We start from the raw sequence: 21,374 nt of genomic DNA on the forward strand, positions 1-21,374 counted from the left end.
TGACGTTCTCGACACTCTGACTCGCACAGATGACGCTTTCCATGGCGAAACACACTCTTAACGGCGGATTCCCTTGTGCTGAGTCCACGAAGTTGCGAGTATGCGTGGACACGGGGAGAACTGAGGGTGGCGCATGGCGGGTGTGGACCGGCGGACGGTGCTGAAGGGCGTGGGTGGAGCAGCCGCACTCGGCCTGAGCGGGGTGGCCCTCAAGTACGGCTTCAACACCCCCGACCGCGAGCAGGACCCGGCGACGTGCAGCACGAAGGACATGTCGGCCGACGACAAGCGCCTGGTCTTCTCCAACTGGCCCGAGTACATCGACGAGGACGACAAGGACTACGTCTCGACCAAGACGCAGTTCGAGAAGGACACCGGCATCAAGGTGTCGTACACCGCCGACGTCAACGACAACAACGAGTTCTTCGCCAAGGTCTCCAACCAGCTGGGCTCGTGCAGCTCGTCCAAGCGTGATCTCTTCGCCCTGACCGACTGGATGGCCGCCCGGATGATCCAGGTCGGCTGGATACAGAAGCTCGACGCGTCCAAGGTGCCCAACCTGCACGCCAACATCCTGGACTCGCTGAAGTCGCCCGACTGGGATCCCAAGCGCGAGTACTCCGCGCCGTGGCAGAGCGGGCTGACCGGCATCGCGTACAACAAGGCCAAGGTCGGCGAGATCAAGTCGTTCGAGGAGCTGCTGACCCGCAAGGACCTCCGCGGCCGCATCTCGCTGCTCACCGAGATGCGCGACACCATGGCCTTCCTGCTGCTGATCAACGGGGCGGATCCGGAGAAGTTCGACGGCACCCAGTGGCAGAACGCGATCGACCTGCTGAAGAAGGCCCGCAGCGACGGGCAGGTCCGCTCGTTCACCGGCAACTCGTACGTGCAGGACCTCGCGGCGGGCAACATCGTGGCGTGCGAGGCGTGGTCGGGTGACATCGCCAACGCCGGCGACGAGAACCTGGTCTGGATCCCGCCCGAGGAGGGGATCATCATCTGGGCCGACAACATGCTGGTGCCCAATCTCGCGACCCACCAGGGCAATGCCGAGAAGTGGATCGACTACTACTACCAGCCCGAGGTGGCCGCGAAGCTCGCCGACTACAACTCCTACATCTGCCCCGTCAAGGGCGCGCAGGAGGCCATGGAGAAGGTCAACCCCGACAACGTCGAGAACGAGCTGATCTTCCCGACGTCGGAGACCCTCGACAAGACCCACCGCTTCATGGCTCTCGACGAGGCCACGATGCGTACCTACGAAGGAGACTTTGCCGATGTCACAGGTGCATGAGCAGCAGGAGCTGGCCGGCAAGCACTCCGCGGAGGACTCCCCGGCCGGGGAGCCCGGACCGATCCGCGACCTGCGCCTGTCGCAGCTGACCAAGGAGTACGCGACGTTCACCGCGGTCAAGTCCCTCGACCTGGTCGTGCCGCAGGGCTCGTTCTTCGCCCTGCTCGGTCCGTCCGGGTGTGGCAAGACCACGACGCTTCGCATGGTGGCCGGGCTCGAGACGCCGACGTCCGGCACGATCCACCTGGGCGAGACCGAGGTGACGTACCAGAAGCCGTACAAGCGCCCGGTCAACACGGTCTTCCAGAACTATGCGCTGTTCCCGCACCTGTCGATCGCGGACAATGTCGCCTTCGGGCTCAAGCGCCGCGGCGTCAAGGACGTCAAGAAGCAGGTCGCCGACATGCTCGAGCTGGTCGAGCTGACCTCGCAGGCGCACAAGAAGCCGGCTCAGCTCTCCGGCGGTCAGCAGCAGCGCGTCGCGCTCGCGCGGGCCCTGATCAACAAGCCCGAGGTGCTCCTGCTCGACGAGCCGCTCGGCGCGCTCGACCTCAAGCTGCGCCGCGGCATGCAGCTCGAGCTCAAGCGCATCCAGACCGAGGTCGGCCTGACGTTCGTGCACGTGACGCACGACCAGGAGGAGGCCATGACCATGGCCGACACGATCGCGGTGATGAACCAGGGCGTGATCGAGCAGATGGGGGCGCCGACCGAGCTGTACGAGAACCCGCGCACGACGTTCGTCGCCAACTTCCTCGGCCAGTCCAATCTCATCGGTGCGGAGATCCAGGGGCGCGAGGGTGACCACGTCAGGGTCACGATGCCCGGCGGGACCGCCTCGGTGCGCGGCGACCGGGCCCACTCGGACTCGGGCCGGGGATGGCTCGGCATCCGTCCGGAGAAGGTCCTGATCGCTCCGGCCGGTGAGCCGATCGACGTGCCCGGCAGCGTCTTCGAGGGCGGTCACATCACCGAGATCAGCTTCGTCGGCGTCAGCATGCAGTACACCGTGATGATGCCGTGGGGGCAGGAGATCCTCGCGTTCGAGCAGAACACCGGCGCCCGCGGCATGCTGCCGGTCGGCACGCGGGTCGACGTCTCGTGGCGGCCCGAGTACGCGTTCCTGCTCGACGCCAGCCAGGACGCCAAGGCCGGGATCGAGGAGGACTGAGTGACCTCCACCGCCGGCATCGCACCCGCCAATCCCCACGAGGTCAAGCCCCAGCCGCCGCGCGGGCGCAAGCTGACCGGCTACTGGCTGATCCTGCCCGCGGCCCTGTGGCTCGGGCTGTTCTTCGTCATCCCGTTCTACTCCCTGGTCTCGGCCAGCCTGTACGACCCCGACGGCTCGGTGCTGACCGGCTACGACATGACCTGGCACGTCGCCAACTTCGCCGACGCGATCGGGCAGTACAAGGCCCAGATCCTGCGCTCGCTGGCGTACGCGGGCACCGCCACGCTGATCTGCCTCGTGCTCGGCTACGTCCTGGCGTACGCGATCGCGTTCAAGGCCGGCCGGTGGAAGAACCTCATGCTGGTGCTGGTCATCGCGCCGTTCTTCACCTCGTTCCTGCTGCGTACGCTCTCGTGGAAGCTGATCCTCGCCGACGACGGCTGGGTGGTCGGCATCGCGCAGGCGCTGCACGTGACCAACCTGCTCAACCTGCTCGGGCTCACGAGCACCGACGACCGGCTGCTGGCCACCCCCTTCGCGGTGATCGCGGGCCTGACGTACAACTTCCTGCCGTTCATGGTGCTGCCGCTCTACGCGAGCCTCGAGAAGGTGGACATCCGGCTGATCGAGGCGGCGAGCGATCTGTACGCCTCGCCGATCCGCGGCTTCTTCAAGGTGACCTTCCCGCTGTCGCTCCCTGGGGTGGTGGCGGGCACGCTGCTGACGTTCATCCCGGCCGCGGGCGACTACATCAACGCCGAGCTGCTGGGCAATCCCAACACCCGCATGGTCGGCAACGTGATCCAGAGCCTGTTCAACACCCAACTGGACTACGCGACGGCCGGCGCGCTGTCGGTGACCCTGATGGCGATCATCATCGCGGCCGTGCTCGTCTACGTACGCACGGCCGGGACGGAGGAGCTCGTATGAACGGGGTGCGCCGTGCCAAGCGCTGGCTGGGCGACCACCTCGTCCTCGGTCTCGGCCTGCTGGTGCTGGTCTACACGTTCGTGCCGATCGCCGTCGTGGTGCTGATGAGCTTCAACGACAGCAGCCGGTCGCGCAACGTCTACAAGTTCCAGGAGTTCACGCTCGAGCATTGGATCCACCCGGGCGACTGGGCGCCCGGCATGGCCGACTCGGTGTGGCTCAGCGTCCGCATCGCCTTGTTCGCGACGCTGGTCGCGACGCTGCTGGGCACGCTCGCGGCGTTCGCGCTGGTGCGCCACCGCTTCGCGGGCCGGTCCTCGGCCAATCTGATCATCTTCTTGCCGATGGCCTCGCCCGAGATCGTCATGGGCTCGTCGCTGCTGGCGCTGTTCGTGTCGTCGGGCTTCGGTGGTCAGCTGGGCTTCTGGACGATCCTCATCGCGCACATCATGTTCTGCCTGTCCTTCGTCATCGTGACGGTCAAGGCACGGCTCAGCGGCCTCGACGCGAATCTCGAGCAGGCCGCGATGGATCTCTACGCGACCGAGGCGCAGACGTTCTGGCGGGTCACGTTCCCGCTCGTGCTGCCCGGGATCGTGGGGGCGGCGCTGCTGAGCTTCTCGCTGTCGTTCGACGACTTCATCATCACCAACCTCAACGCGGGGCAGTCGGTGACGTTCCCGATGTTCGTCTGGGGCGCCAACCAGCGAGGTGTGCCGATGGAGGTCAACGTGATCGGCACGGCCATGTTCCTCATCTCCGTCGCGATCGTCCTGCTCGTCGAGATCACCCGCCGCCGCCAGGCCAAAGCCCTCGCCACCTGACGCCTCCGCGCCCGTTGGCGGTTTCCCACGGTCCCGTGGGAAACCGGCAACCCCGGGCTAGAGGAGGGACTGGGCGTCGGTGAGGACGCCGCGGAGGATCTGCTCCATCTCGTCGAAGTGGGACTGGTCGGCGATCAGCGGCGGGGACAGCTGGATGACCGGGTCTCCGCGGTCGTCAGCGCGGCAGTACAGGCCGTTGTCGAACAGGGCCTTGGTCAAGAAGCCGCGCAGCAGCTTCTCGGACTCCTCTTCGTCGAACGTCTCCTTGGTCGCCTTGTCCTTGACCAGCTCGATGCCGTAGAAGAAGCCGTCACCGCGGACGTCGCCGACGATGTCGAGATCGAGCAGCTTCTCCAGCGTCCCGCGGAACGCGCCTTCGTTGCGGCGCACGTGCCCGTTGAGGTCCTCGCGCTCGAAGATGTCGAGGTTGGCCATCGCGACCGCGGTCGAGACCGGGTGGCCGCCGAACGTGTAGCCGTGGGCGAAGGAGTTGTGACCCTCGAGGAACGGCTCCATCACGCGGTCCGACGCGATCATCGCGCCGAGCGGCGAGTAGCCGGAGGTCAGGCCCTTCGCGCACGTGATCATGTCGGGCTGGTAGCCGAACTTGGTCGCGCCGAACATCTCGCCGAGGCGCCCGAACGCGCAGATGACCTCGTCCGAGACCAGCAGGACGTCGTGGCGGTCGCAGATCTCCCGGACGCGCTGGAAGTAGCCCGGCGGCGGCGGGAAGCAGCCGCCCGCGTTCTGCACGGGCTCGAGGAACACCGCGGCGACCGTGTCGGGGCCCTCGGCCAGGATCGCGTCCTCGATCCGGTCGGCGGCCCAACGCCCGAACGCCTCGAGGTCGTCGCCGTGCTCGGGGGCGCGGTAGAAGTTGGTGTTGGGCACGTGCACGGTCGACGGCACGAGCGGCTCGAACATCTGCTTCAGCGCCGGGATGCCGGTGATGGACAGTGCGCCGTGCGGGGTGCCGTGATAGGCGACCTGGCGGCTGATGACCTTGGTCTTGAGCGGCTTGCCGGTCAGCTTGAAGTACTGCTTGGCGGCCTTCCACGCGGTCTCGACGGCCTCACCGCCCCCGGTCGTGAAGAACACCCGGTTGAGGTCGCCGGGGGTGTACGACGCGATGCGCTCGGCCAGCATGATCGCGTTGGGGTGGGCGAAGGTCCAGATGGGGAAGAACGGCAGCTCGGCGGCCTGCTTCGCCGCGGCCTGCGCGAGCTCCTCGCGTCCGTGCCCGACCTGGACGACGAACAGCCCCGCGAGACCGTCGAGGTACTTGCGTCCCTTCGCGTCCCAGATGTGCATCCCGTCGCCCTTGGTGATGACGGGGATGTCGTGGTCGTCGTCGTACGCGCCGTGGCGGGAGAAGTGCATCCAGAGGTGACGCTTGCCGGCCTTCTGCAGGCGGTCGTAGTCTTCGGTGTCCATGTCTCCCAGTATCACGAGGGGGGCCGGGTCAATACAAGGGATTTCGTCGCGTGATCCATTGTTTACTTCGGATTCCGTTGCCACGCGTGGATGTCCTGGGGTTGGATGACGTCATGAAGATCCTCCTCGTCGGCGCCGGCGGCGTCGGCTCAGCGTTCTGTGCGATCGCGGCCCGTCGCGACTTCTTCGAGTCGGTGCTGGTCGCGGACTACTCCCGCGAGAGCGCCGATCGCGCGGTCGCAGCCCTCGACGACGAGCGCTTCAGCGCGGCGCAGGTCGACGCGTCCGACGCCGCGTCGGTCGAGGCGCTCGTCCGGGACTGCGGCGCCACGCACGTCATGAACGCGGTCGACCCGCGCTTCGTGATGCCGATCTTCGAGGGCGCGTACGCCGCGGGGGCCGACTACCTCGACATGGCGATGAGCCTGTCGAAGCCGCACCCTGACCAGCCGCACGCGCTCACCGGCGTCAAGCTCGGCGACGAGCAGTTCGCGGTCGCCGGGCAGTGGGAGTCGGCAGGACGCCTCGCGCTGGTCGGCATCGGGGTCGAGCCGGGTCTCTCCGACGTCTTCGCCCGCTACGCCGCGGATCACCTGTTCAGCGAGATCGACGAGCTCGGCACGCGCGACGGTGCCAACCTGACGGTCGACGGCTACGACTTCGCACCCTCGTTCTCGATCTGGACCACGATCGAGGAGTGCCTGAACCCGCCGGTCGTCTGGCAGGACGGCGAGTGGTTCACGACGCCTCCGTTCAGCGAGCCCGAGGTCTTCGACTTCCCCGAGGGCATCGGCCCCGTCGAGTGCGTCAACGTCGAGCACGAGGAGGTGCTCCTGATGCCTCGATGGATCGACACGAAGCGGGCGACGTTCAAGTACGGCCTCGGCAATGAGTTCATCGAGGTGCTGAAGACCCTGCACATGCTGGGGCTCGACTCCACCAAGAAGGTCTCCGTGGGCGGCGTCGAGGTGGCGCCCAGGGACGTCGTCGCCGCATGCCTGCCCAATCCCGCGGAGCTCGGCGACCGGATGCACGGCAAGACGTGCGCGGGGCTCTGGGTCACCGGCAAGGACAAGGCCGGGCTGCCGCGCTCGACGTACCTCTACCACGTGGTCGACAACGACTGGTCCATGCAGGAGTACGGCCACCAGTGCGTCGTGTGGCAGACCGCAGTCAACCCCGTCGTCGCTCTCGAGCTGCTCGCGAATGGCACGTGGTCCGGTGCGGGGGTCCTCGGCCCCGAGGCCTTTGACGCCGTTCCGTTCCTCGAGCTGCTGCGCGACGGCTACGGCTCGCCGTGGGGTCAGCAGGAGCTGGGCTGAGCCGACGAGGCTACTTGCCATGTTGGAAAGTGCGGAGTAGCTTTCCACTATGGAAAGTTCCGGACGCGACGACTTGCGTCCCACCCCCGCCGAGGAGCTCGCCTCGATCGAGCAAGTACGCCGCGAGGTCGCCGGCGCACTGGTCGTGCCGCCGGGGTACGACCTGACGGCGGGGACGGCCGCCGGCCTCAACGTCGCGGCGGTCGGCCTCGTGCTGGGCGAGGGGCCCGCGTGGCGGATCGCGGCGGGCATCGTCCTGCTCGTCGTGGCGCTGGTCGCCTTGGGCTGGTCGGTCCGCCGGTTCCGGGGCGCCAACGGCGCCTGGGTGTCCGGCCTGCGGGCCGGCCGCACGCTGCCGCTGTCCATCGCGGGAGCCGGCGTCCAGTGCCTGCTTGGCTTCGTCGTCGCGTTCGCCGCGGTGGCAGCCGGCTGGTGGTGGCTGGGGATCGTCCTGGCGCCCGTCGAGCTCGTGGTGTTCGTGCTGGTCAGCCGTCGCTGGATGCGCGTCTACCGGGCGGAGCACGGCGCTTGAGCGATCTCGACCCGCTCATCCACGCGCCCGCGCGGCTCCGGCTCTGCGCGATGCTCTCGGTGGTCGACGACGCCCAGTTCGCGACCGTGCGCGAGCGGCTGGACGTCAGCGACTCGGTGCTGTCCAAGCACGTCTCGGCTCTCGTCGACGCGGGGTACGTGGTGGCGCGCAAGGGTGCCCTGGACGGGCGCCGCACGACATGGCTCGCGCTGACCTCGGCAGGACGCAAGGCGTTCGCCGCGCACGTCGCGGCCTTGCGCGCCGTCATCGACGCCACCGACGAGACAGGCTGAAACACCCGCAAGTGGGGGATTCTCGCTATCCTGACGGCGTCCAGCCGAAGGAGACAGCATGCCCAAGCGCAAGATCGTCCCGGACCCCATCGTGACCGTGATCGACGACTACGACGGCAAGGAGCTGCCCGAGGACACGCCGCCGGAGCGATACCTGCTCAACGGCCGCGTCTACGACCTCTACCTGTCGTCGGAGTCCAAGAAGGCGGTCGACACCTTCTTGTCGAAGCTGCTCGACGGCGCGGAGGAGGTCAAGGACACCTCACCGCCCTCGCGTCGCCGCCGCGGCGGAGCCGGGGTGAGCATCCGCGACGGGTTCACGATCCACGACCTGCGCGAGTGGGCCAAGGCCAACGGTCACGAGGTCAGCGAGAACCGCCGGGCCCCGTCCAAGGTCATCGAGGCGTTCAACGAGGCCCACTCCTCGCGCTGACGGCGTCAGGCGGGCAGGTGGTCGATGCCGGCCGCACCGCACACGTACGCCCAGACGGCGCGGCGCACCGACGGGTCGTCGGCGTGGCGCGGCAGGAAGTACCTCGGGCGCGGGCGCCGGTCCGACCAGAACAGCCCGGACGAGGCCGTCGCCTCGGGTGAGGCGGTCAGCCAGACGATCGTGTCGGCGCCCTGCTCGGGGCTGCGCAGGATCGGCCCGGCGACCTTCGCGAACCGCGGCAGCGAGTCGGTCACTCCGGGGGTCGCGGCCCAGCCGGGGTGCATGCTGTGCACCGTGATGCCGTCCGCCGCGTACCGCCGGGCCATCAGCTCGGCCATCGTCACCTGGATCCGCTTGGTGCGCGCGTACGCCCGGACGGCCTCGTAGTCGCCGCGCTCGTACTCGATGTCGTCGCCGATCGTGTCGTCCAGCGGCGCGGAGTACATGCCGCCGGACGACACGATCACGACCCGCGGCGACTCGGCCGCGGCGAGACTGGTGCGCAGCTCCTCGGTGAGCCTCAGCGGTCCGATCACGTGGGTCGCGAGCGCCGCCTCGTGCCCCTGCGCGCTCTCGGTGCGCCGCGGGGGCATGACCCCGGCGTCGTGGACGATCGCATGGAGCGCAGGCACCTGCTGGCGCAGACCCGCGGCGTACGCCCGCACGTCGTCGAGATCGCTGACGTCGCACACCTCGCCGAGCAGGTCCGCGTCCGGCACGTCACGGCGTATCTCGGCCGCGGAGGACTCGAGCCGCTCGGCGTCCCGGCCGACCAGGTGCACGGTCGCGCCGAGGCGGGCGATGCCGGCCGCGGCCGCCCGGCCCAGACCGCTGCTCGCCCCGGTGACCACCACGTGCCGCCCGACGAGGGCCCGCGGGTCGGGGTCGCCCGGCCACCAGCGGCGCCGCAGCGCCGGACCGATCGAGGAGTACCCGAGCAGCACGGACTTGTCGAGGGCGGTGTCGAGGACGGAGGTCAGCGCGGAGGGCATGCCCACACGGTAGGACGACGCCCGTGACCCCGCCGGACGAAACCGGTCGGCTCAGAGCAGTCCGGCCTCGTGCATCGCGATCGCGACCTGCACCCGGTTGGTCGCGCCCAGCTTGGTGAAGATGTGGGAGATGTGCGCCTTCACGGTCGCGACGCTCATGTGCAGCGCCAGCGCGATCTCGGCGTTGGACGAGCCGCGCCCGATCGCGACGGCCACCTCGCGCTCCCGATCCGTGAGGCAGCGGATCCGCCGCTGGGCCTCGTCCGCCCGGCCGTCCGGGGCGGCATCGGTGACCTGACGGATGAGCTGCTCGGTGATCGTGGGGGAGAGCATCGGCTCTCCGGCCACGACGCGCGAGATCGCATCCACGATGTCGGCGGGCGGGGTGTCCTTCAGCAGGAAGCCGTTGGCGCCCGCTGCGAGAGCACGGACGACGTACTCGTCGGCGTCGAAAGTAGTCAGCACGATGACCTTCGGGGGCTCGGGCAGGGCCAGGATCGCGGAGGTCGCGGCGATCCCGTCCATCACCGGCATCCGGATGTCCATCAGGACGACGTCGACCCCACCAGCACGCACGGCCTCGACAGCCGCGCGCCCGTTGGTCGCCTCTCCGACGACCGTGATCTCGGACGAGCCGCCGAGGATCAGCGCGAGCCCCGCGCGCACCAGGGCGTCGTCGTCGGCGAGGAGCACGCGGACGGTCATGCGGGCCACGGTAGCCAGGCCGTGAGGACGAACTGCCGCTCGGGCGTGATCCGGTGCGTCAGCGTCCCTCCGGCCAGCGCGGTACGTTCGGCGAGGCCGACCAGGCCCAGGCCCGAGTGCGGGGCAACCGCCCGCGGGCCGAAGGGCAACGGGTTGCGGATCACGACGCGCAGTCCCTCGGCGGGACCGCCCCCGAACGTGACCGTGACCAGCGTGTCGGGAGCGTGCTTGCGGGCGTTGGTGAGGGCCTCCTGCACGACCCGGTAGACCGTGCGGCCGAGCGACTCCGGCACGGTCGAGAGGTCGATCGAGCTGACGTGGTCGATGCGCATGCCCGACGACCGTGCCTCGTCGATGAGCGCGGGGACGTCGGAGGCAGCGGGCTGCGGCAGCTCGGGGTCCGCGTCGCCGGGGCCGTCGCGCAGGATGCCGAGCACCTCGCGCAGCTCGATCATCGCCTCGTGCGCGTTGTCCTGGATGATCCCGGCCGTCGAGCGCATGTCGGCCGCCGACAGGTCCTGGCGGTACACCAGCGCGCCCGCGTGCATCGTCACCAGCGAGATGCGGTGGGCGAGCACGTCGTGCATCTCGCGGGCGATCCGGGCCCGCTCGGCCGTCCGCGCCTGGGCGACGCGGGCGGCCTGCTCGGCCTCGGTGGTCTCGGCCCTCTCGCGCAGCGTGGCCAGCAGCTCGCGGCGCGAGCCGATGTACATGCCCCAGCCGACCGTCACGGCGATCACCAGCACGACGAGGGGGATCGTGATCGCGAACGGCTCGTCCTTGCCCGGGTTGAGTGCCTCGACGGTCAGCCCGGCCGCGAGCGCGAGCGCGGCGACCGGGATGATCTCCCGCCACCGACGTCGGGTCGCCATCGAGGCGAGCGCCCACGTGGCCGGTCCGGCTGCCGCGAACGAGACCATCGACACGACGTTGGTAGCCACCGCGACCGGCACGGGGTACGCCCGGCGCCACCGCAGCAGAGCGAGGGCCAGGACACCGAGCCCCAGGTCGGACCAGAACCACCACTGGTGGTGGTCCCACTGCCACACCGCCACCTCGCCCCACGCAGCCGCGGACAGCGTGAGGACGGCCGCGATCCGCCACGCGCGGCTCCACAGTCCGAGCTCGGGCTGGCACGTCGTGGGGGGCACATCCCAAGGCTAGGGCCGCGCGGGCGTGGTCGACACGGCTGGAGGTCTGCCCTGTCTCATACTTTCGGCGCGCCGAACAGGCCCGGAGGTGGATGACTCGCGGTCCGGCATGGGCCAGAGTAGGGGCCATGATCACAGTCGACCGACTCACCAAGACCTATGGCGGCTACCGTGCCGTCGACGATGTGTCGTTCACGTGCCGCCCCGGCGCCGTGACCGGTTTCCTCGGCCCCAACGGTGCCGGCAAGTCCACGACCATGCGTATCATCGCGGGCCTGACCCGGGCCACCTCCGGCACAGCGACAGTCGACGGCGTGGACTACCACGACATCCCCAACCCCGGCACGCAGGTCGGCGTCCTGCTCGACGCCTCCGCGCAGCACGCAGGCCGCACGGGCCGCGAGATCCTCACCCTGAGTGCGCTCACGATGGGCCTGCCGACGTCACGTGTCGACGAGATGCTCGACCTGGTGAGCCTCACCAAGGACGAGTCCAAGCGCCGCGTGCGCAACTACTCGCTCGGCATGCGCCAGCGTCTCGGCATCGCGAACGCCCTGCTCGGGGATCCCAAGATCCTGATCCTGGACGAGCCGGCGAACGGGCTCGACCCGGCGGGCATCCACTGGATGCGCGCTCTCCTGCGTGAGTACGCCAACCGCGGCGGCACGGTGCTGCTCTCGTCGCACCTGTTGCACGAGATCGAGATCATCGCCGACGAGATCATCGTCATCGGGCACGGCAAGATCGTGGCCCAGGGCACCAAGGACGAGCTGCTCAAGAGCGCCGGCACCTTCGTGAAGGCCGGCGACATGTCCGGTCTCGCGAACGCGCTGACGACGGCCGGGATCGAGTCCAAGCCATCCGGGGACGGCGGGTTGCGCACCGAGGCCCCGGCGGAGCTGGTGGGCAAGGCCGCTGCCGCTGGGGGCGTCGCTCTCGTGGAGCTGCGCAGGGCCGAAGGCGCCGGTCTGGAAGAGATGTTCCTCGAGCTCACCGGTGACACGCAGCGCGATGTCATCACCCCCGAAGGAGTCCAGTCATGAGCAGCGCAGTCGCCACCATTGACACGACGCGGCCGGAGATCCCGTTCGGGCGCCTGGTCCGGGTCGAGATCCGCAAGATGTTCGACACCAGGTCCGGCTTCTGGCTGATGCTCTCGACCGGCATCCTGCTGGCCCTGACCGTCGGCATCACCCTGCTGGTCGTCGCCCTCGACGAGGGTACGAGTCTCACCGCCAGCGACTTCTCGTCGGTCCTGACGATCCCGCTGTCGATCCTGCTCCCGGTCTTCGCGATCGTGACGGTCACCAGCGAGTGGGGTCAGCGCAGCCACCTGTCCCTCTTCACGCTCGAGCCGCGTCGCGGTCGGGTCATCGGCGCCAAGCTGGTCAGCGTCCTGGTGCTCGCGGTCGGCACGATCGTGCTGGCCCTGGTCCTGGGTGCGATCGCCAACGTGGTCGGTGCGGCCATCGGCGGCTACGACGTCATGTGGAACCTCGACGCCAGCAACATCGCGTGGACCGTTGTGCTGCAGCTCGCGTACTTCCTGATGGCGTTCGCGCTGTCGATGGTGTTCCTGAGCTCGCCCGGCACGATCGTGGTGTTCTACATCTTCGCGCTGCTGCTGCCGTTCATGGTCTACCCGCCACTGTTCTTCGCCTTCGACTGGGCCAAGGACCTCATCCCGTGGGTCGACTTCAACTACGCGGCCAACCCGCTGATCTCGGGCGAGGACTTCGCCGGCGACCCGGTCGACGTCGGGGTCCTGCAGTACGCCCAGTTCGCGGTCACGCTCCTGCTGTGGATCGGCATCCCGGGGGCGATCGGCCTGCGCCGGGTGCTCACGACCGAGGTCAAGTAGGCCGCCGGCCGCGAGGTGCGGGAGGATGGCGACATGCGCAAGCGTGTCGCCATCCTCGGCTCGACCGGCTCGATCGGTACCCAGGCCCTCGAGGTCATCGCCGCCAATCCCGACCGGTTCGAGGTGGTCGCGCTGGCCGCCGGTGGCGCCAATCCGCGGCTCCTGGCCGAGCAGGCCATCGCCTTCGACGTGCCGCTCGTCGCGGTCGCGCGAGGCAGCGCGGCCGAGGACGTGCAGCTCGCTCTCTATGCCGAGGCGCAGCGGCGCGGGTACGCCCACGGCGACCACCGCATCCCGCGCCTGATCGTGGGCCCCGACGCCGCGTGCGACGTCGCCCGCACGCCGTGCGACGTCGTGCTCAACGGCATGACCGGGGCGGTGGGCCTGCTGCCGACCCTGGCGGCGCTCGAGACCGGCGTGACCCTGGCCCTGGCCAACAAGGAGTCGCTCATCATCGGCGGCGAGCTCGTGACGCGCGCCGCGGCGCCCGGCCAGCTCGTGCCGGTGGACTCCGAGCACTCGGCCCTCGCGCAGGCGATGCGGGGCGAACGGCCCGAGGACGTCCGCAAGCTGATCGTCACCGCGAGCGGCGGGCCGTTCCGCGGGCGTACGCGCCGAGAGCTCGCGGACGTCACGCCCGAGCAGGCGATGGCTCACCCCACGTGGGACATGGGCCCGGTGATCACGATCAACTCCGCGACCCTGGTCAACAAGGGGCTCGAGGTCATCGAGGCCCACCTGTTGTTCGGCCTCGGCTTCGACCGGATCGAGGTCGTGGTCCACCCGCCGTCGATCGTGCACTCGATGGTCGAGTTCGTCGACGGCGCGACGATGGTGCAGGCGTCCCCACCGGACATGAAGCTGCCGATCGCCCTCGGCCTGGCCTGGCCCGAGCGGGTCCCCGACGCCGCAGCAGGGTGCGACTGGTCGCGGCCCGCGACGTGGGAGTTCTTCCCGCTCGACGAGGAGGCCTTCCCGGCCGTGGGTCTCGCCCGCCGCGCCGGGACGTTCGGGCGTACGGGGCCTGCGGTCTTCAACGCCGCCAACGAGGTCTGCGTCGACGCATTCGTCCACGGGCACTTGGACTTCCTCGGCATAGTGGACACAGTGGGCGCAGTCCTCGATGAGCACCTCACGGACCCGGACGTCGCCCACCAGGAGATGACCCTCGACGGCGTGCTCGGGGCCGACACATGGGCTCGCGAGCGGGCCACGAACCTCGTGGAGAAACGATGAACGCCCTGATCTACACCCTCGGCGTGGTGGTGTTCGTGCTCGGCGTCGTGCTGTCGATCGCGCTGCACGAGCTCGGGCACATGTACCCGGCCAAGAAGTTCGGCATCAAGGTCACCCAGTTCTTCGTGGGCTTCGGCAACACGGTCTGGTCGACCAAGCGAGGCGAGACCGAGTTCGGCATCAAGTCGATCCCGCTCGGCGGCTACGTCAAGCTGGTCGGCATGCTGCCGCCCGCCAAGGGCGAGGACCCGCACGAGGTCCGCAAGACCAACACCGGCATGTTCACCCAGCTCATCTCCGACGCCCGTGAGGCGGAGTACGAGCACGTCGAGGACAAGGACCTCGACCGGCTCTTCTACCGCAAGCCGTGGTGGCAGAAGCTCATCGTGATGTCCGGCGGGCCCATCGTCAACATCATCATCGCGGTGATCCTGTTCGCGGTCGTCTTCATGGGCTTCGGCGCGCTGACGCCCACCACGACGGTGCAGACGGTGTCGGACTGCGCGATCAGCGACACCGAGGCCGGGCGCACGTGCAAGCCGTCCGATCCCGAGACCCCCGCCAGCAAGGCCGGCCTGCAGCCGGGTGACACGATCACCGCGTTCAACGGCACTCGTGTCGACTCGTGGGAGACGTTGTCCAGGCTCATCCGCAGCAACGGCGCGGACCGCGCGACGATCGACTGGGAGCGCGACGGACGCGACATGTCGGCGACGGTGAGCACCTCGGTGCTGGCACGTGCGGATCTCGACGACCCGACCAAGACCGTCGAGGTCGGCTTCCTCGGTGTCTCGCCGACCGAGCAGATGGACCGCAAGGGTCCGGGCTACGTCGTGGACGTCATGGGCGACTACGTCGTGGGCACGGCCAAGGCGATCTGGCACCTGCCGTCGCGCATGGTCGACGTCACCAAGGCCGCATTCGGTGCCGAGCGGGACGCCGAGGGGCCGATCAGCGTGGTCGGTGCGAGCCGGGTCGCGGGGGAGTCGTTCACGATCGACGACCCGACGTGGTCCGAGCGGGCCCAGCGCGTCCTGGTCCTGCTCGCCGGGCTCAACCTGTTCCTCGCGATGTTCAACTTCATCCCGCTGCTGCCGCTGGACGGCGGTCACATCGCCGGCGCGCTGTGGGAGGCGATCCGCCGGGGCATCGCGAGGCTGCGAGGACGTCCCGATCCGGGCTTCGTCGACGTGGCCAAGATGCTGCCCGTCGCGTACGGCGTGGGTGCCCTCCTTATGCTGATGAGCGTGATCCTGATCTACGCCGACATCGTCAACCCTGTGAGCCTGTCATGACAGATCTCGGCCTTCCCGCGATGCCGCCGCCCGTCCTCGCGCCGCGGCGCCGCTCGCGCAAGATCAAGGTCGGCAGCGTCGACGTCGGCGGAGACGCCCCCGTCTCGGTGCAGTCGATGACCACGACCCTGACGTCGGACGTCAACACGACGCTGCAGCAGATCGCCGAGCTCACGGCCGCCGGCTGCGACATCGTCCGGGTCGCGTGCCCCAGCCAGGACGACGCCGATGCACTGCCCGAGATCGCCCGGCACTCCAACATCCCGGTCATCGCCGACATCCACTTCCAGCCCAAGTACGTGTTCGCCGCGATCGACGCCGGCTGTGCCGCGGTGCGCGTCAACCCTGGCAACATCCGCAAGTTCGACGACCAGGTCGGGGCGATCGCCCGGGCGGCCAAGGACGCCGGCGTGTCGATCCGCATCGGCGTCAACGCGGGCTCGCTCGACAAGCGCATCTTCGACAAGTACGGCCGCGCCACCCCGGAGGCGCTCGTCGAGTCCGCGGTCTGGGAGGCGTCCCTGTTCGAGGAGCACGACTTCCACGACTTCAAGATCTCGGTGAAGCACAACGACCCGGTCATCATGGCGCAGGCGTACGAGATGCTCGCCGAGCGCGGCGACTGGCCCCTGCACCTTGGCGTGACCGAGGCCGGGCCGGCGTTCCAGGGCACGATCAAGAGCGCCACGGCGTTCGGTTACCTGCTGGGCAAGGGCATCGGCGACACGATCCGCGTCTCCCTCTCTGCCCCTCCCGTCGAGGAGGTCAAGGTCGGCATCCAGATCCTGCAGTCGCTCAACCTGCGCGAGCGCAAGCTCGAGATCGTGTCGTGCCCCTCGTGCGGGCGCGCCCAGGTGGACGTCTACACGCTCGCCGAGCAGGTGACCGCGGGGCTCGAGGGCCTCGAGGTGCCGCTGCGCGTCGCGGTCATGGGATGCGTCGTGAACGGTCCCGGCGAGGCACGCGAGGCCGACCTGGGGGTCGCGAGCGGCAACGGCAAGGGCCAGATCTTCGTCAAGGGCGAGGTCATCAAGACCGTCCCGGAGTCCAAGATCGTCGAGACGCTGATCGAGGAGGCCATGCGCCTCGCCGAGGGCATGGAGCCGGTCGAGGGCGGCTCTCCGGCCGTCAGCATCAGCTGACGACCAGAGGTTCCCTCCTCGACCGCGTCAGCACGCCTTCGCGTGCGCGGCCTCAGGATCGGAGACGATCCATCGCCCGTCCCTGCGCACCAGGCCGAAGGAGATCCTCGTCGACGGCAACGGCTTCGCGTCGGCGTCCGGCGCGGTCCGGCCCTTCGTGACCATGAAGGCCTCGGAGCTGTCCTGGCACCCCTTCACGAGGGCCTTGTCGCCCGTGATCGTGACGCTCGACGGCTTGAGCGTGACCTGCCCGACGTACTGGAGCCCCGCACCCTCGAGGGCCTTCGTTTCGGCCGGCACGATGAAGTCGTAGACCTCCTTCGTCACCAGGTCCTTGATGACGGGCCCGAGCGGCTGGGCGCCCCGACCGACGACCGCGTCGGTGTACGCCTCCACCGCGTCCACCACCTCGCGCTGCTCGGGGGTGAGCCCGTCGGGATCGGCCGCGGCCGAGGTGGGCTCGGCGGACCTCGACGCCGCCGACGGCTCGTCCGAGCCGCCACAACCCCCGAGCAGCAGGAGCGTCAGCGCAGTCGTCACGCACCATCCTGTGTGCCGCTTGCCCCTCATGGCTCCCCGCTCGTCGTGCGTCCTGGCGTGCTGCTTGAGGGGACCCTACCGGTGGACGCGGGATTCGTCCGGCATGACGAGGCGCCGGTCGTGCTGGGGACCGGCGCTCGTCGTAGGCTGGTTCCACCACCATGGGAGGCGCAGTGCTGAGGACGACGACACAGGTTCGCGCTCTGACGCCCGACGACCTGCCGGAGCTGCGAGCGCTGCTGGACCGCGACCGACTGGCCAATCTGTTCGTCCGCAACCGCGTCGACGCGACCGGGCTGCAGACCCGCTGGCTCGGCGGCCAGATCTGGGGCTACTTCGAGGACGACGTGCTCGTCTCGGCCTGCCACGCGGGCACCAACCTCGTCCCGGTCGAGGCGACACCGCGCGCGATCGAGGCGTTCGCCGAGCGGGTCCTCGCCGACAACATCCGCCCTTCGTCCGTCGTGGGCCTGCGATCGGCCGTCCTGCCCCTGTGGGAGCTGCTCGAGCCGCGCTGGGGCCCGGCCCGCTCGCCCCGCCTGGACCAGCCGTTCATGGTCATCGACCGCGACAGCCGGCTGCGTCCCGATCCGCGGGTGCGCCCGGTCGTCATGGACGAGTTCGACACGGTCTATCCCGCGTGCGTCGCGATGTTCACCGAGGAGGTCGGCGTCGACCCCGAGGCGAGCAGCCGCAGCGGCTACCGGGCTCGGGTCGCCCAGCTGATCTCGCAGGGCTGGTCGTTCGCGATCATCGAGGACGGCCAGGTCATCTTCAAGACCGAGGTCGGGGCCGCGACCCCGTACGCATGCCAGCTCCAGGGTGTCTACGTCCACCCCGACCTGCGGGGCCGCGGCATCGCCGGACCCGCGATCTCCGCGGTCGTCAACCAGGTCCGCCGCACCATCGCGCCGGTCGTGACGCTGTACGTCAACGACCACAACACGCCGGCCCGACGGGCGTACGAGCGGGCGGGCTTCGAGCAGACCACCACGTTCGCCTCGATCCTGCTCTGACGACGGCTACGCTGCGCGCATGAGACGCGACATCGAGGTCATGGCCGGCGCATTCGTCGGCATCGGGATCCTGCACTTCGTCAGGCCCCGGCCGTTCGAGCGCATCGTGCCGAAGCCGCTGCCGGCCAAGAAGCAGCTCGTGCTGGCCTCGGGCGCCGCGGAGATCGCGCTCGGCGCGATGATGCTCAACCCGGGCACGCGCCGCCTTGGCGGGCTGGGCGCGGTGGGCCTGCTCGCGGCGGTGTTCCCCGCGAACGTCCAGATGACCCTGGACGCCGTGCGCAGCAAGAGGACGCCGACCTGGTTCACGATCGGCACGATCGCGCGGTTGCCGCTGCAGGCCCCGATGATCCGCATCGCGCTGAAGGCCGCGAGGTCCTAGAACGATAGGCTCGGGGCATGCGTATGTCCCGGCTCTTCCTGCGAACTCTCCGCGACGATCCCGCCGATGCCGAGGTGCCGAGCCACAAGCTCCTGGTGCGTGCGGGCTACGTCCGCCGCGTGGCACCGGGCATCTACTCGTGGCTCCCGCTCGGGCTGAAGGTGCTGGCCAACGTCGAGCGCATCGTCCGCGAGGAGATGGACGCGATCGGCGCGCAGGAGGTGCGATTCCCGTCGCTGCTGCCGCGGGAGCCCTACGAGGCGAGCAACCGGTGGACCGAGTACGGGCCCAACCTCTTCCGCCTCGCGGACCGCAAGGGCAATGACATGCTCCTCGGCCCGACGCACGAGGAGATGTTCACGCTGCTGGTCAAGGACCTCTACTCCTCCTACAAGGACCTGCCGCTGAGCCTCTACCAGATCCAGACCAAGTACCGCGACGAGGCGCGTCCCCGCGCCGGCATCCTGCGCGGGCGCGAGTTCATCATGAAGGACTCCTACTCCTTCGACATCGACGACGCGGGGCTCGAGGAGTCCTACCGGGCGCACCGCGCGGCGTACGTCCGCATCTTCGACCGGCTGGGCTTCGAGTACGCGATCGTCCACGCCGACTCCGGCGCGATGGGAGGCTCGGCGAGCGAGGAGTTCCTCGCGGTGTCGCCGACGGGCGAGGACACCTTCGTCCGCTCCCCGGGCGGCTACGCGGCCAACGTCGAGGCCGTCACGACGATCGCGCCTGACCCGCTGCCGTACGACGACGCGCCCGCCGCGCACGCCGAGCAGACTCCCGACACCCCCACGATCGACTCGCTGGTCGCCCACCTCAACGAGGCGTTCCCGCGCGACGACCGCCCCTGGGAGGCGGCCGACACGCTCAAGAACGTGCTGGTCATGCTGCGCCACCCCGACGGCACACGCGAGCCGCTGTCGATCGGCGTTCCCGGTGACCGCGAGGTGGACGCCAAGCGGCTCGAGGCGCAGGTCTCGCCCGCCGAGGTCGAGCCGTTCGGCGAGGCGGAGTTCGCCGCCCATCCCGGTCTGGTGAAGGGCTACATCGGCCCCGCCGCGCTGGGCACCGAGAGCGACACCGGCATCCGCTACCTGACCGATCCGCGTGTCGTCACGGGCACCCGCTGGGTCACCGGCGCCAACATCCAGGGCTCGCACGTCATCGACCTGGTGGCCGGGCGGGACTTCACCTCCGACGGCACGATCGAGGCCGCCGAGGTGCGCGCGGGCGATCCCGCCCCCGACGGCTCGGGCCCGCTGGAGCTCGCGCGTGGCATCGAGATGGGTCACATCTTCCAGCTCGGCCGCAAGTACGCCGAGGTGCTCGACCTCAAGGTGCTCGACGAGAACGGCAAGCTCGTGACCGTCACGATGGGGTCGTACGGCGTGGGCGTCTCCCGCGCGGTCGCCGCGGTCGCGGAGTACGCGCACGATGACGCGGGCCTCGTGTGGCCCAAGGAGCTCGCCCCCTTCGACGTGCACCTGATCGTCGCCGGCAAGGACGAGACCGTCGTCGCAGGCGCCGAGCAGGTCTACGACGACCTGATCGGGGAGGGCTTCGACGTGCTGTTCGACGACCGCCTGGGCAAGGTGTCACCCGGTGTGAAGTTCAAGGACGCCGAGCTGATCGGCGTCCCGACGATCGTGGTCGTGGGCAAGGGCTTCGTCGACGGCGTGGTCGAGGTCAAGGACCGGGCCACGGGCGAGCGCACCGACGTCCCGCTCGCCGACCTGATCGCACACCTGCGGGGCTGACCCACCCCCGCCCGCCCACCCCCGCCCAGATTTGCGGGCTCCTGCACGCAATTTGCCCGCGAAGAGGTGCAGGACTCCGCAAATCTGGGCGGGGTGGGGGTCAGGGGAGACCGGGGAAGGCCTGCGGTCTCGCGCCCCAGGTGAGCTCGGCCAGGGCCGCGCGGGTGAGGTTCCTGATCGCGTACGCCCGCAGGTCGCCCTCGGACGCCCCGGCCAGTGCCAGGCACGCGGCGCTGATCCGTGCCTCGAGGCGGCCGGCGGCCCGCAGCGCCCGCCGCTCGGTGTCGACCGGTCCCACGTCGTACGTCAGCCGGTTCGCCACCGGGTCCTCGCCGGCCACCCGGATGCGGCGCTCCAGGGCGTCGCGGGTGTCGCGGTGCGTCCGGAACGCCGTGGAGGCGCGGGGTCGTAGATCGGCGAAGCGGGCACCGATGACCGGGTAGAGCCACACCGCCTCCTGCTCGAGCGCGAGCCACGTCTGCAGGTCCTCGGTGGCGGTCATCGCAGGTCACCGAGCCCGCGGGCGCCCTGGGCGAGGCCTGCGGACATCGAGGCGAGCACCCGGGTGAGGTCGGGGGAGAAGGACCGCAGCGCGTCGGCGGCCCGGGCCTTGGCCGCGGCGCGGAAGGCCTTCTCCAGCTGCGCGAGCGCGGCCCCGGCCCCTGCAGGAGGGGCGGCGACGTCCGTCGCCGCAGTCGTCCCGCCGACAGCAGTCAGCTGCTCGCGCACCAGCGCCTCGAAGGGGGCCAGGGCCAGGGACCGGTGCGTGGCGGCCGTCGCCTCCACCATGGCCAGGAGGGTCGCTGCACCCGACGCGGCGCGCCGCACCAAGCGGTCGTCCTCGGGGTCCGGCTCGGGCTTGGGGTCGAGCCCGACGAGGTCGGCCGCATCGTCCAGCACGTGCGTGACATGCGCGACACCCACAAGCGCCGCTCCACCCGCCACGGCGGCTCCCGTCCCCAGAAGGACGCGTCGGCTGATCACCATGGCAGGTTAACGTCCGCCCGCGAGCGAGCTCGGCAGGACGTGCTGGGTCGTCGGATGGCGGGAGG

General features: G+C 69.6%; 23 protein-coding genes. 16 read left to right on the top strand and 7 right to left on the bottom strand.

Going from position 1 to position 21,374, the window contains the following annotated elements:
- Window positions 1-133: 133 nt before the first annotated feature.
- Genes GEV27_RS06940 through GEV27_RS06955 form a run of 4 tightly spaced genes read left to right on the top strand, consistent with a single transcriptional unit; the run spans window position 134 to window position 4,225 of the window.
- Window positions 134-1,297 carry a spermidine/putrescine ABC transporter substrate-binding protein gene (locus GEV27_RS06940; RefSeq protein ID WP_153933750.1) on the top strand — a complete coding sequence of 388 codons (1,164 nt, stop codon included), beginning with the start codon at window positions 134-136 and terminating at the stop codon, window positions 1,295-1,297.
- Window positions 1,281-2,468 carry an ABC transporter ATP-binding protein gene (locus GEV27_RS06945; RefSeq protein ID WP_153933751.1) on the top strand — a complete coding sequence of 396 codons (1,188 nt, stop codon included), beginning with the start codon at window positions 1,281-1,283 and terminating at the stop codon, window positions 2,466-2,468. Before GEV27_RS06940 ends, GEV27_RS06945 begins: the two co-directional genes overlap by 17 nt.
- Window positions 2,469-3,401, top strand: coding sequence for an ABC transporter permease (locus GEV27_RS06950; protein ID WP_243838717.1), 933 nt, complete (start codon window positions 2,469-2,471; stop codon window positions 3,399-3,401). It abuts the gene before it with no gap.
- A complete protein-coding gene (locus GEV27_RS06955; protein ID WP_153933752.1) occupies window positions 3,398-4,225 on the top strand; it encodes an ABC transporter permease in 828 nt (275 codons plus the stop codon). Before GEV27_RS06950 ends, GEV27_RS06955 begins: the two co-directional genes overlap by 4 nt.
- Window positions 4,226-4,282: 57 nt before the next feature.
- On the opposite strand, the gene GEV27_RS06960 is transcribed toward GEV27_RS06955, so the two are convergent.
- Window positions 4,283-5,659 carry an aspartate aminotransferase family protein gene (locus GEV27_RS06960; protein WP_153653224.1) on the bottom strand — a complete coding sequence of 459 codons (1,377 nt, stop codon included), beginning with the start codon at window positions 5,657-5,659 and terminating at the stop codon, window positions 4,283-4,285.
- A 113-nt stretch (window positions 5,660-5,772) separates the two neighbouring features.
- On the opposite strand from GEV27_RS06960, the gene GEV27_RS06965 reads away from it, so the two are divergent.
- The 4 genes from GEV27_RS06965 to GEV27_RS06980 are packed head-to-tail and all read left to right on the top strand — an operon-like array spanning window position 5,773 to window position 8,239.
- Window positions 5,773-6,981 carry a saccharopine dehydrogenase family protein gene (locus GEV27_RS06965; RefSeq protein ID WP_153910504.1) on the top strand — a complete coding sequence of 403 codons (1,209 nt, stop codon included), beginning with the start codon at window positions 5,773-5,775 and terminating at the stop codon, window positions 6,979-6,981.
- Between the two features lie 49 nt (window positions 6,982-7,030).
- A complete protein-coding gene (locus GEV27_RS06970) occupies window positions 7,031-7,513 on the top strand; it encodes a hypothetical protein (protein ID WP_153933753.1) in 483 nt (160 codons plus the stop codon).
- The gene (locus tag GEV27_RS06975; RefSeq protein ID WP_153933754.1) at window positions 7,510-7,806 is read left to right on the top strand and encodes a transcriptional regulator; all 297 of its coding nucleotides are present in this window, start codon (window positions 7,510-7,512) and stop codon (window positions 7,804-7,806) included. Before GEV27_RS06970 ends, GEV27_RS06975 begins: the two co-directional genes overlap by 4 nt.
- 58 nt (window positions 7,807-7,864) lie before the next feature.
- Entirely contained in the window at window positions 7,865-8,239 is a 375-nt protein-coding gene (locus tag GEV27_RS06980; protein ID WP_153653220.1) for a histone-like nucleoid-structuring protein Lsr2, read from the top strand.
- Window positions 8,240-8,244: 5 nt separating this feature from the next.
- Here the strand turns inward: GEV27_RS06980 and GEV27_RS06985 are convergent, their stop codons facing one another.
- The 3 genes from GEV27_RS06985 to GEV27_RS06995 are packed head-to-tail and all read right to left on the bottom strand — an operon-like array spanning window position 8,245 to window position 11,087.
- On the bottom strand, window positions 8,245-9,231 hold the full coding sequence (locus tag GEV27_RS06985; protein ID WP_153933755.1) for an SDR family NAD(P)-dependent oxidoreductase: 987 nt from the start codon (window positions 9,229-9,231) through the stop codon (window positions 8,245-8,247).
- A 51-nt stretch (window positions 9,232-9,282) separates the two neighbouring features.
- Window positions 9,283-9,936, bottom strand: coding sequence for a response regulator transcription factor (locus GEV27_RS06990; protein WP_153910510.1), 654 nt, complete (start codon window positions 9,934-9,936; stop codon window positions 9,283-9,285).
- Window positions 9,933-11,087: a histidine kinase gene (locus GEV27_RS06995; protein ID WP_309222085.1), complete on the bottom strand. Its 1,155-nt coding sequence runs from the start codon at window positions 11,085-11,087 to the stop codon at window positions 9,933-9,935. The genes GEV27_RS06990 and GEV27_RS06995 overlap by 4 nt, the downstream gene beginning before the upstream one ends.
- Window positions 11,088-11,215: 128 nt before the next feature.
- Here GEV27_RS06995 and GEV27_RS07000 point away from each other — a divergent pair, with 128 nt between their 5' ends.
- The 5 genes from GEV27_RS07000 to ispG are packed head-to-tail and all read left to right on the top strand — an operon-like array spanning window position 11,216 to window position 16,621.
- A complete protein-coding gene (locus tag GEV27_RS07000) occupies window positions 11,216-12,130 on the top strand; it encodes an ABC transporter ATP-binding protein (protein ID WP_153910512.1) in 915 nt (304 codons plus the stop codon).
- Window positions 12,127-12,948 carry an ABC transporter permease gene (locus GEV27_RS07005; protein WP_153910515.1) on the top strand — a complete coding sequence of 274 codons (822 nt, stop codon included), beginning with the start codon at window positions 12,127-12,129 and terminating at the stop codon, window positions 12,946-12,948. The genes GEV27_RS07000 and GEV27_RS07005 overlap by 4 nt, the downstream gene beginning before the upstream one ends.
- Window positions 12,949-12,981: 33 nt before the next feature.
- Complete coding sequence (gene dxr, locus GEV27_RS07010; RefSeq protein WP_153933756.1) at window positions 12,982-14,184, top strand: 1-deoxy-D-xylulose-5-phosphate reductoisomerase; 1,203 nt, start codon at window positions 12,982-12,984, stop codon at window positions 14,182-14,184.
- Window positions 14,181-15,479, top strand: a complete 1,299-nt coding sequence (locus GEV27_RS07015) for an RIP metalloprotease (RefSeq protein WP_153933757.1) — start codon at window positions 14,181-14,183, stop codon at window positions 15,477-15,479. The genes dxr and GEV27_RS07015 overlap by 4 nt, the downstream gene beginning before the upstream one ends.
- Window positions 15,476-16,621: a flavodoxin-dependent (E)-4-hydroxy-3-methylbut-2-enyl-diphosphate synthase gene (gene ispG / locus GEV27_RS07020; RefSeq protein ID WP_153653212.1), complete on the top strand. Its 1,146-nt coding sequence runs from the start codon at window positions 15,476-15,478 to the stop codon at window positions 16,619-16,621. The genes GEV27_RS07015 and ispG overlap by 4 nt, the downstream gene beginning before the upstream one ends.
- Before the next feature lie 27 nt (window positions 16,622-16,648).
- On the opposite strand, the gene GEV27_RS07025 is transcribed toward ispG, so the two are convergent.
- Window positions 16,649-17,161 (bottom strand): hypothetical protein, encoded by a 513-nt coding sequence (locus GEV27_RS07025; RefSeq protein ID WP_153933758.1) that lies wholly within the window; start codon window positions 17,159-17,161, stop codon window positions 16,649-16,651.
- A 161-nt stretch (window positions 17,162-17,322) separates the two neighbouring features.
- Here GEV27_RS07025 and GEV27_RS07030 point away from each other — a divergent pair, with 161 nt between their 5' ends.
- Genes GEV27_RS07030 through GEV27_RS07040 form a run of 3 tightly spaced genes read left to right on the top strand, consistent with a single transcriptional unit; the run spans window position 17,323 to window position 20,322 of the window.
- Window positions 17,323-18,177 carry a GNAT family N-acetyltransferase gene (locus GEV27_RS07030; protein WP_153933759.1) on the top strand — a complete coding sequence of 285 codons (855 nt, stop codon included), beginning with the start codon at window positions 17,323-17,325 and terminating at the stop codon, window positions 18,175-18,177.
- Between the two features lie 19 nt (window positions 18,178-18,196).
- A complete protein-coding gene (locus GEV27_RS07035; protein WP_153653209.1) occupies window positions 18,197-18,559 on the top strand; it encodes a hypothetical protein in 363 nt (120 codons plus the stop codon).
- 23 nt (window positions 18,560-18,582) lie between these two features.
- Entirely contained in the window at window positions 18,583-20,322 is a 1,740-nt protein-coding gene (locus GEV27_RS07040) for a proline--tRNA ligase (protein ID WP_194944164.1), read from the top strand.
- 100 nt (window positions 20,323-20,422) lie between these two features.
- Here the strand turns inward: GEV27_RS07040 and GEV27_RS07045 are convergent, their stop codons facing one another.
- Window positions 20,423-20,824 (bottom strand): DUF4439 domain-containing protein, encoded by a 402-nt coding sequence (locus GEV27_RS07045; protein WP_153933761.1) that lies wholly within the window; start codon window positions 20,822-20,824, stop codon window positions 20,423-20,425.
- The gene (locus GEV27_RS07050) at window positions 20,821-21,306 is read right to left on the bottom strand and encodes a hypothetical protein (protein WP_153910531.1); all 486 of its coding nucleotides are present in this window, start codon (window positions 21,304-21,306) and stop codon (window positions 20,821-20,823) included. The genes GEV27_RS07045 and GEV27_RS07050 overlap by 4 nt, the downstream gene beginning before the upstream one ends.
- Window positions 21,307-21,374 lie beyond the last annotated feature (68 nt).

Origin of the sequence: Aeromicrobium sp. S22 (genome assembly GCF_009661045.1) — a bacterium.
GTDB lineage: Bacteria > Actinomycetota > Actinomycetes > Propionibacteriales > Nocardioidaceae > Aeromicrobium > Aeromicrobium yanjiei.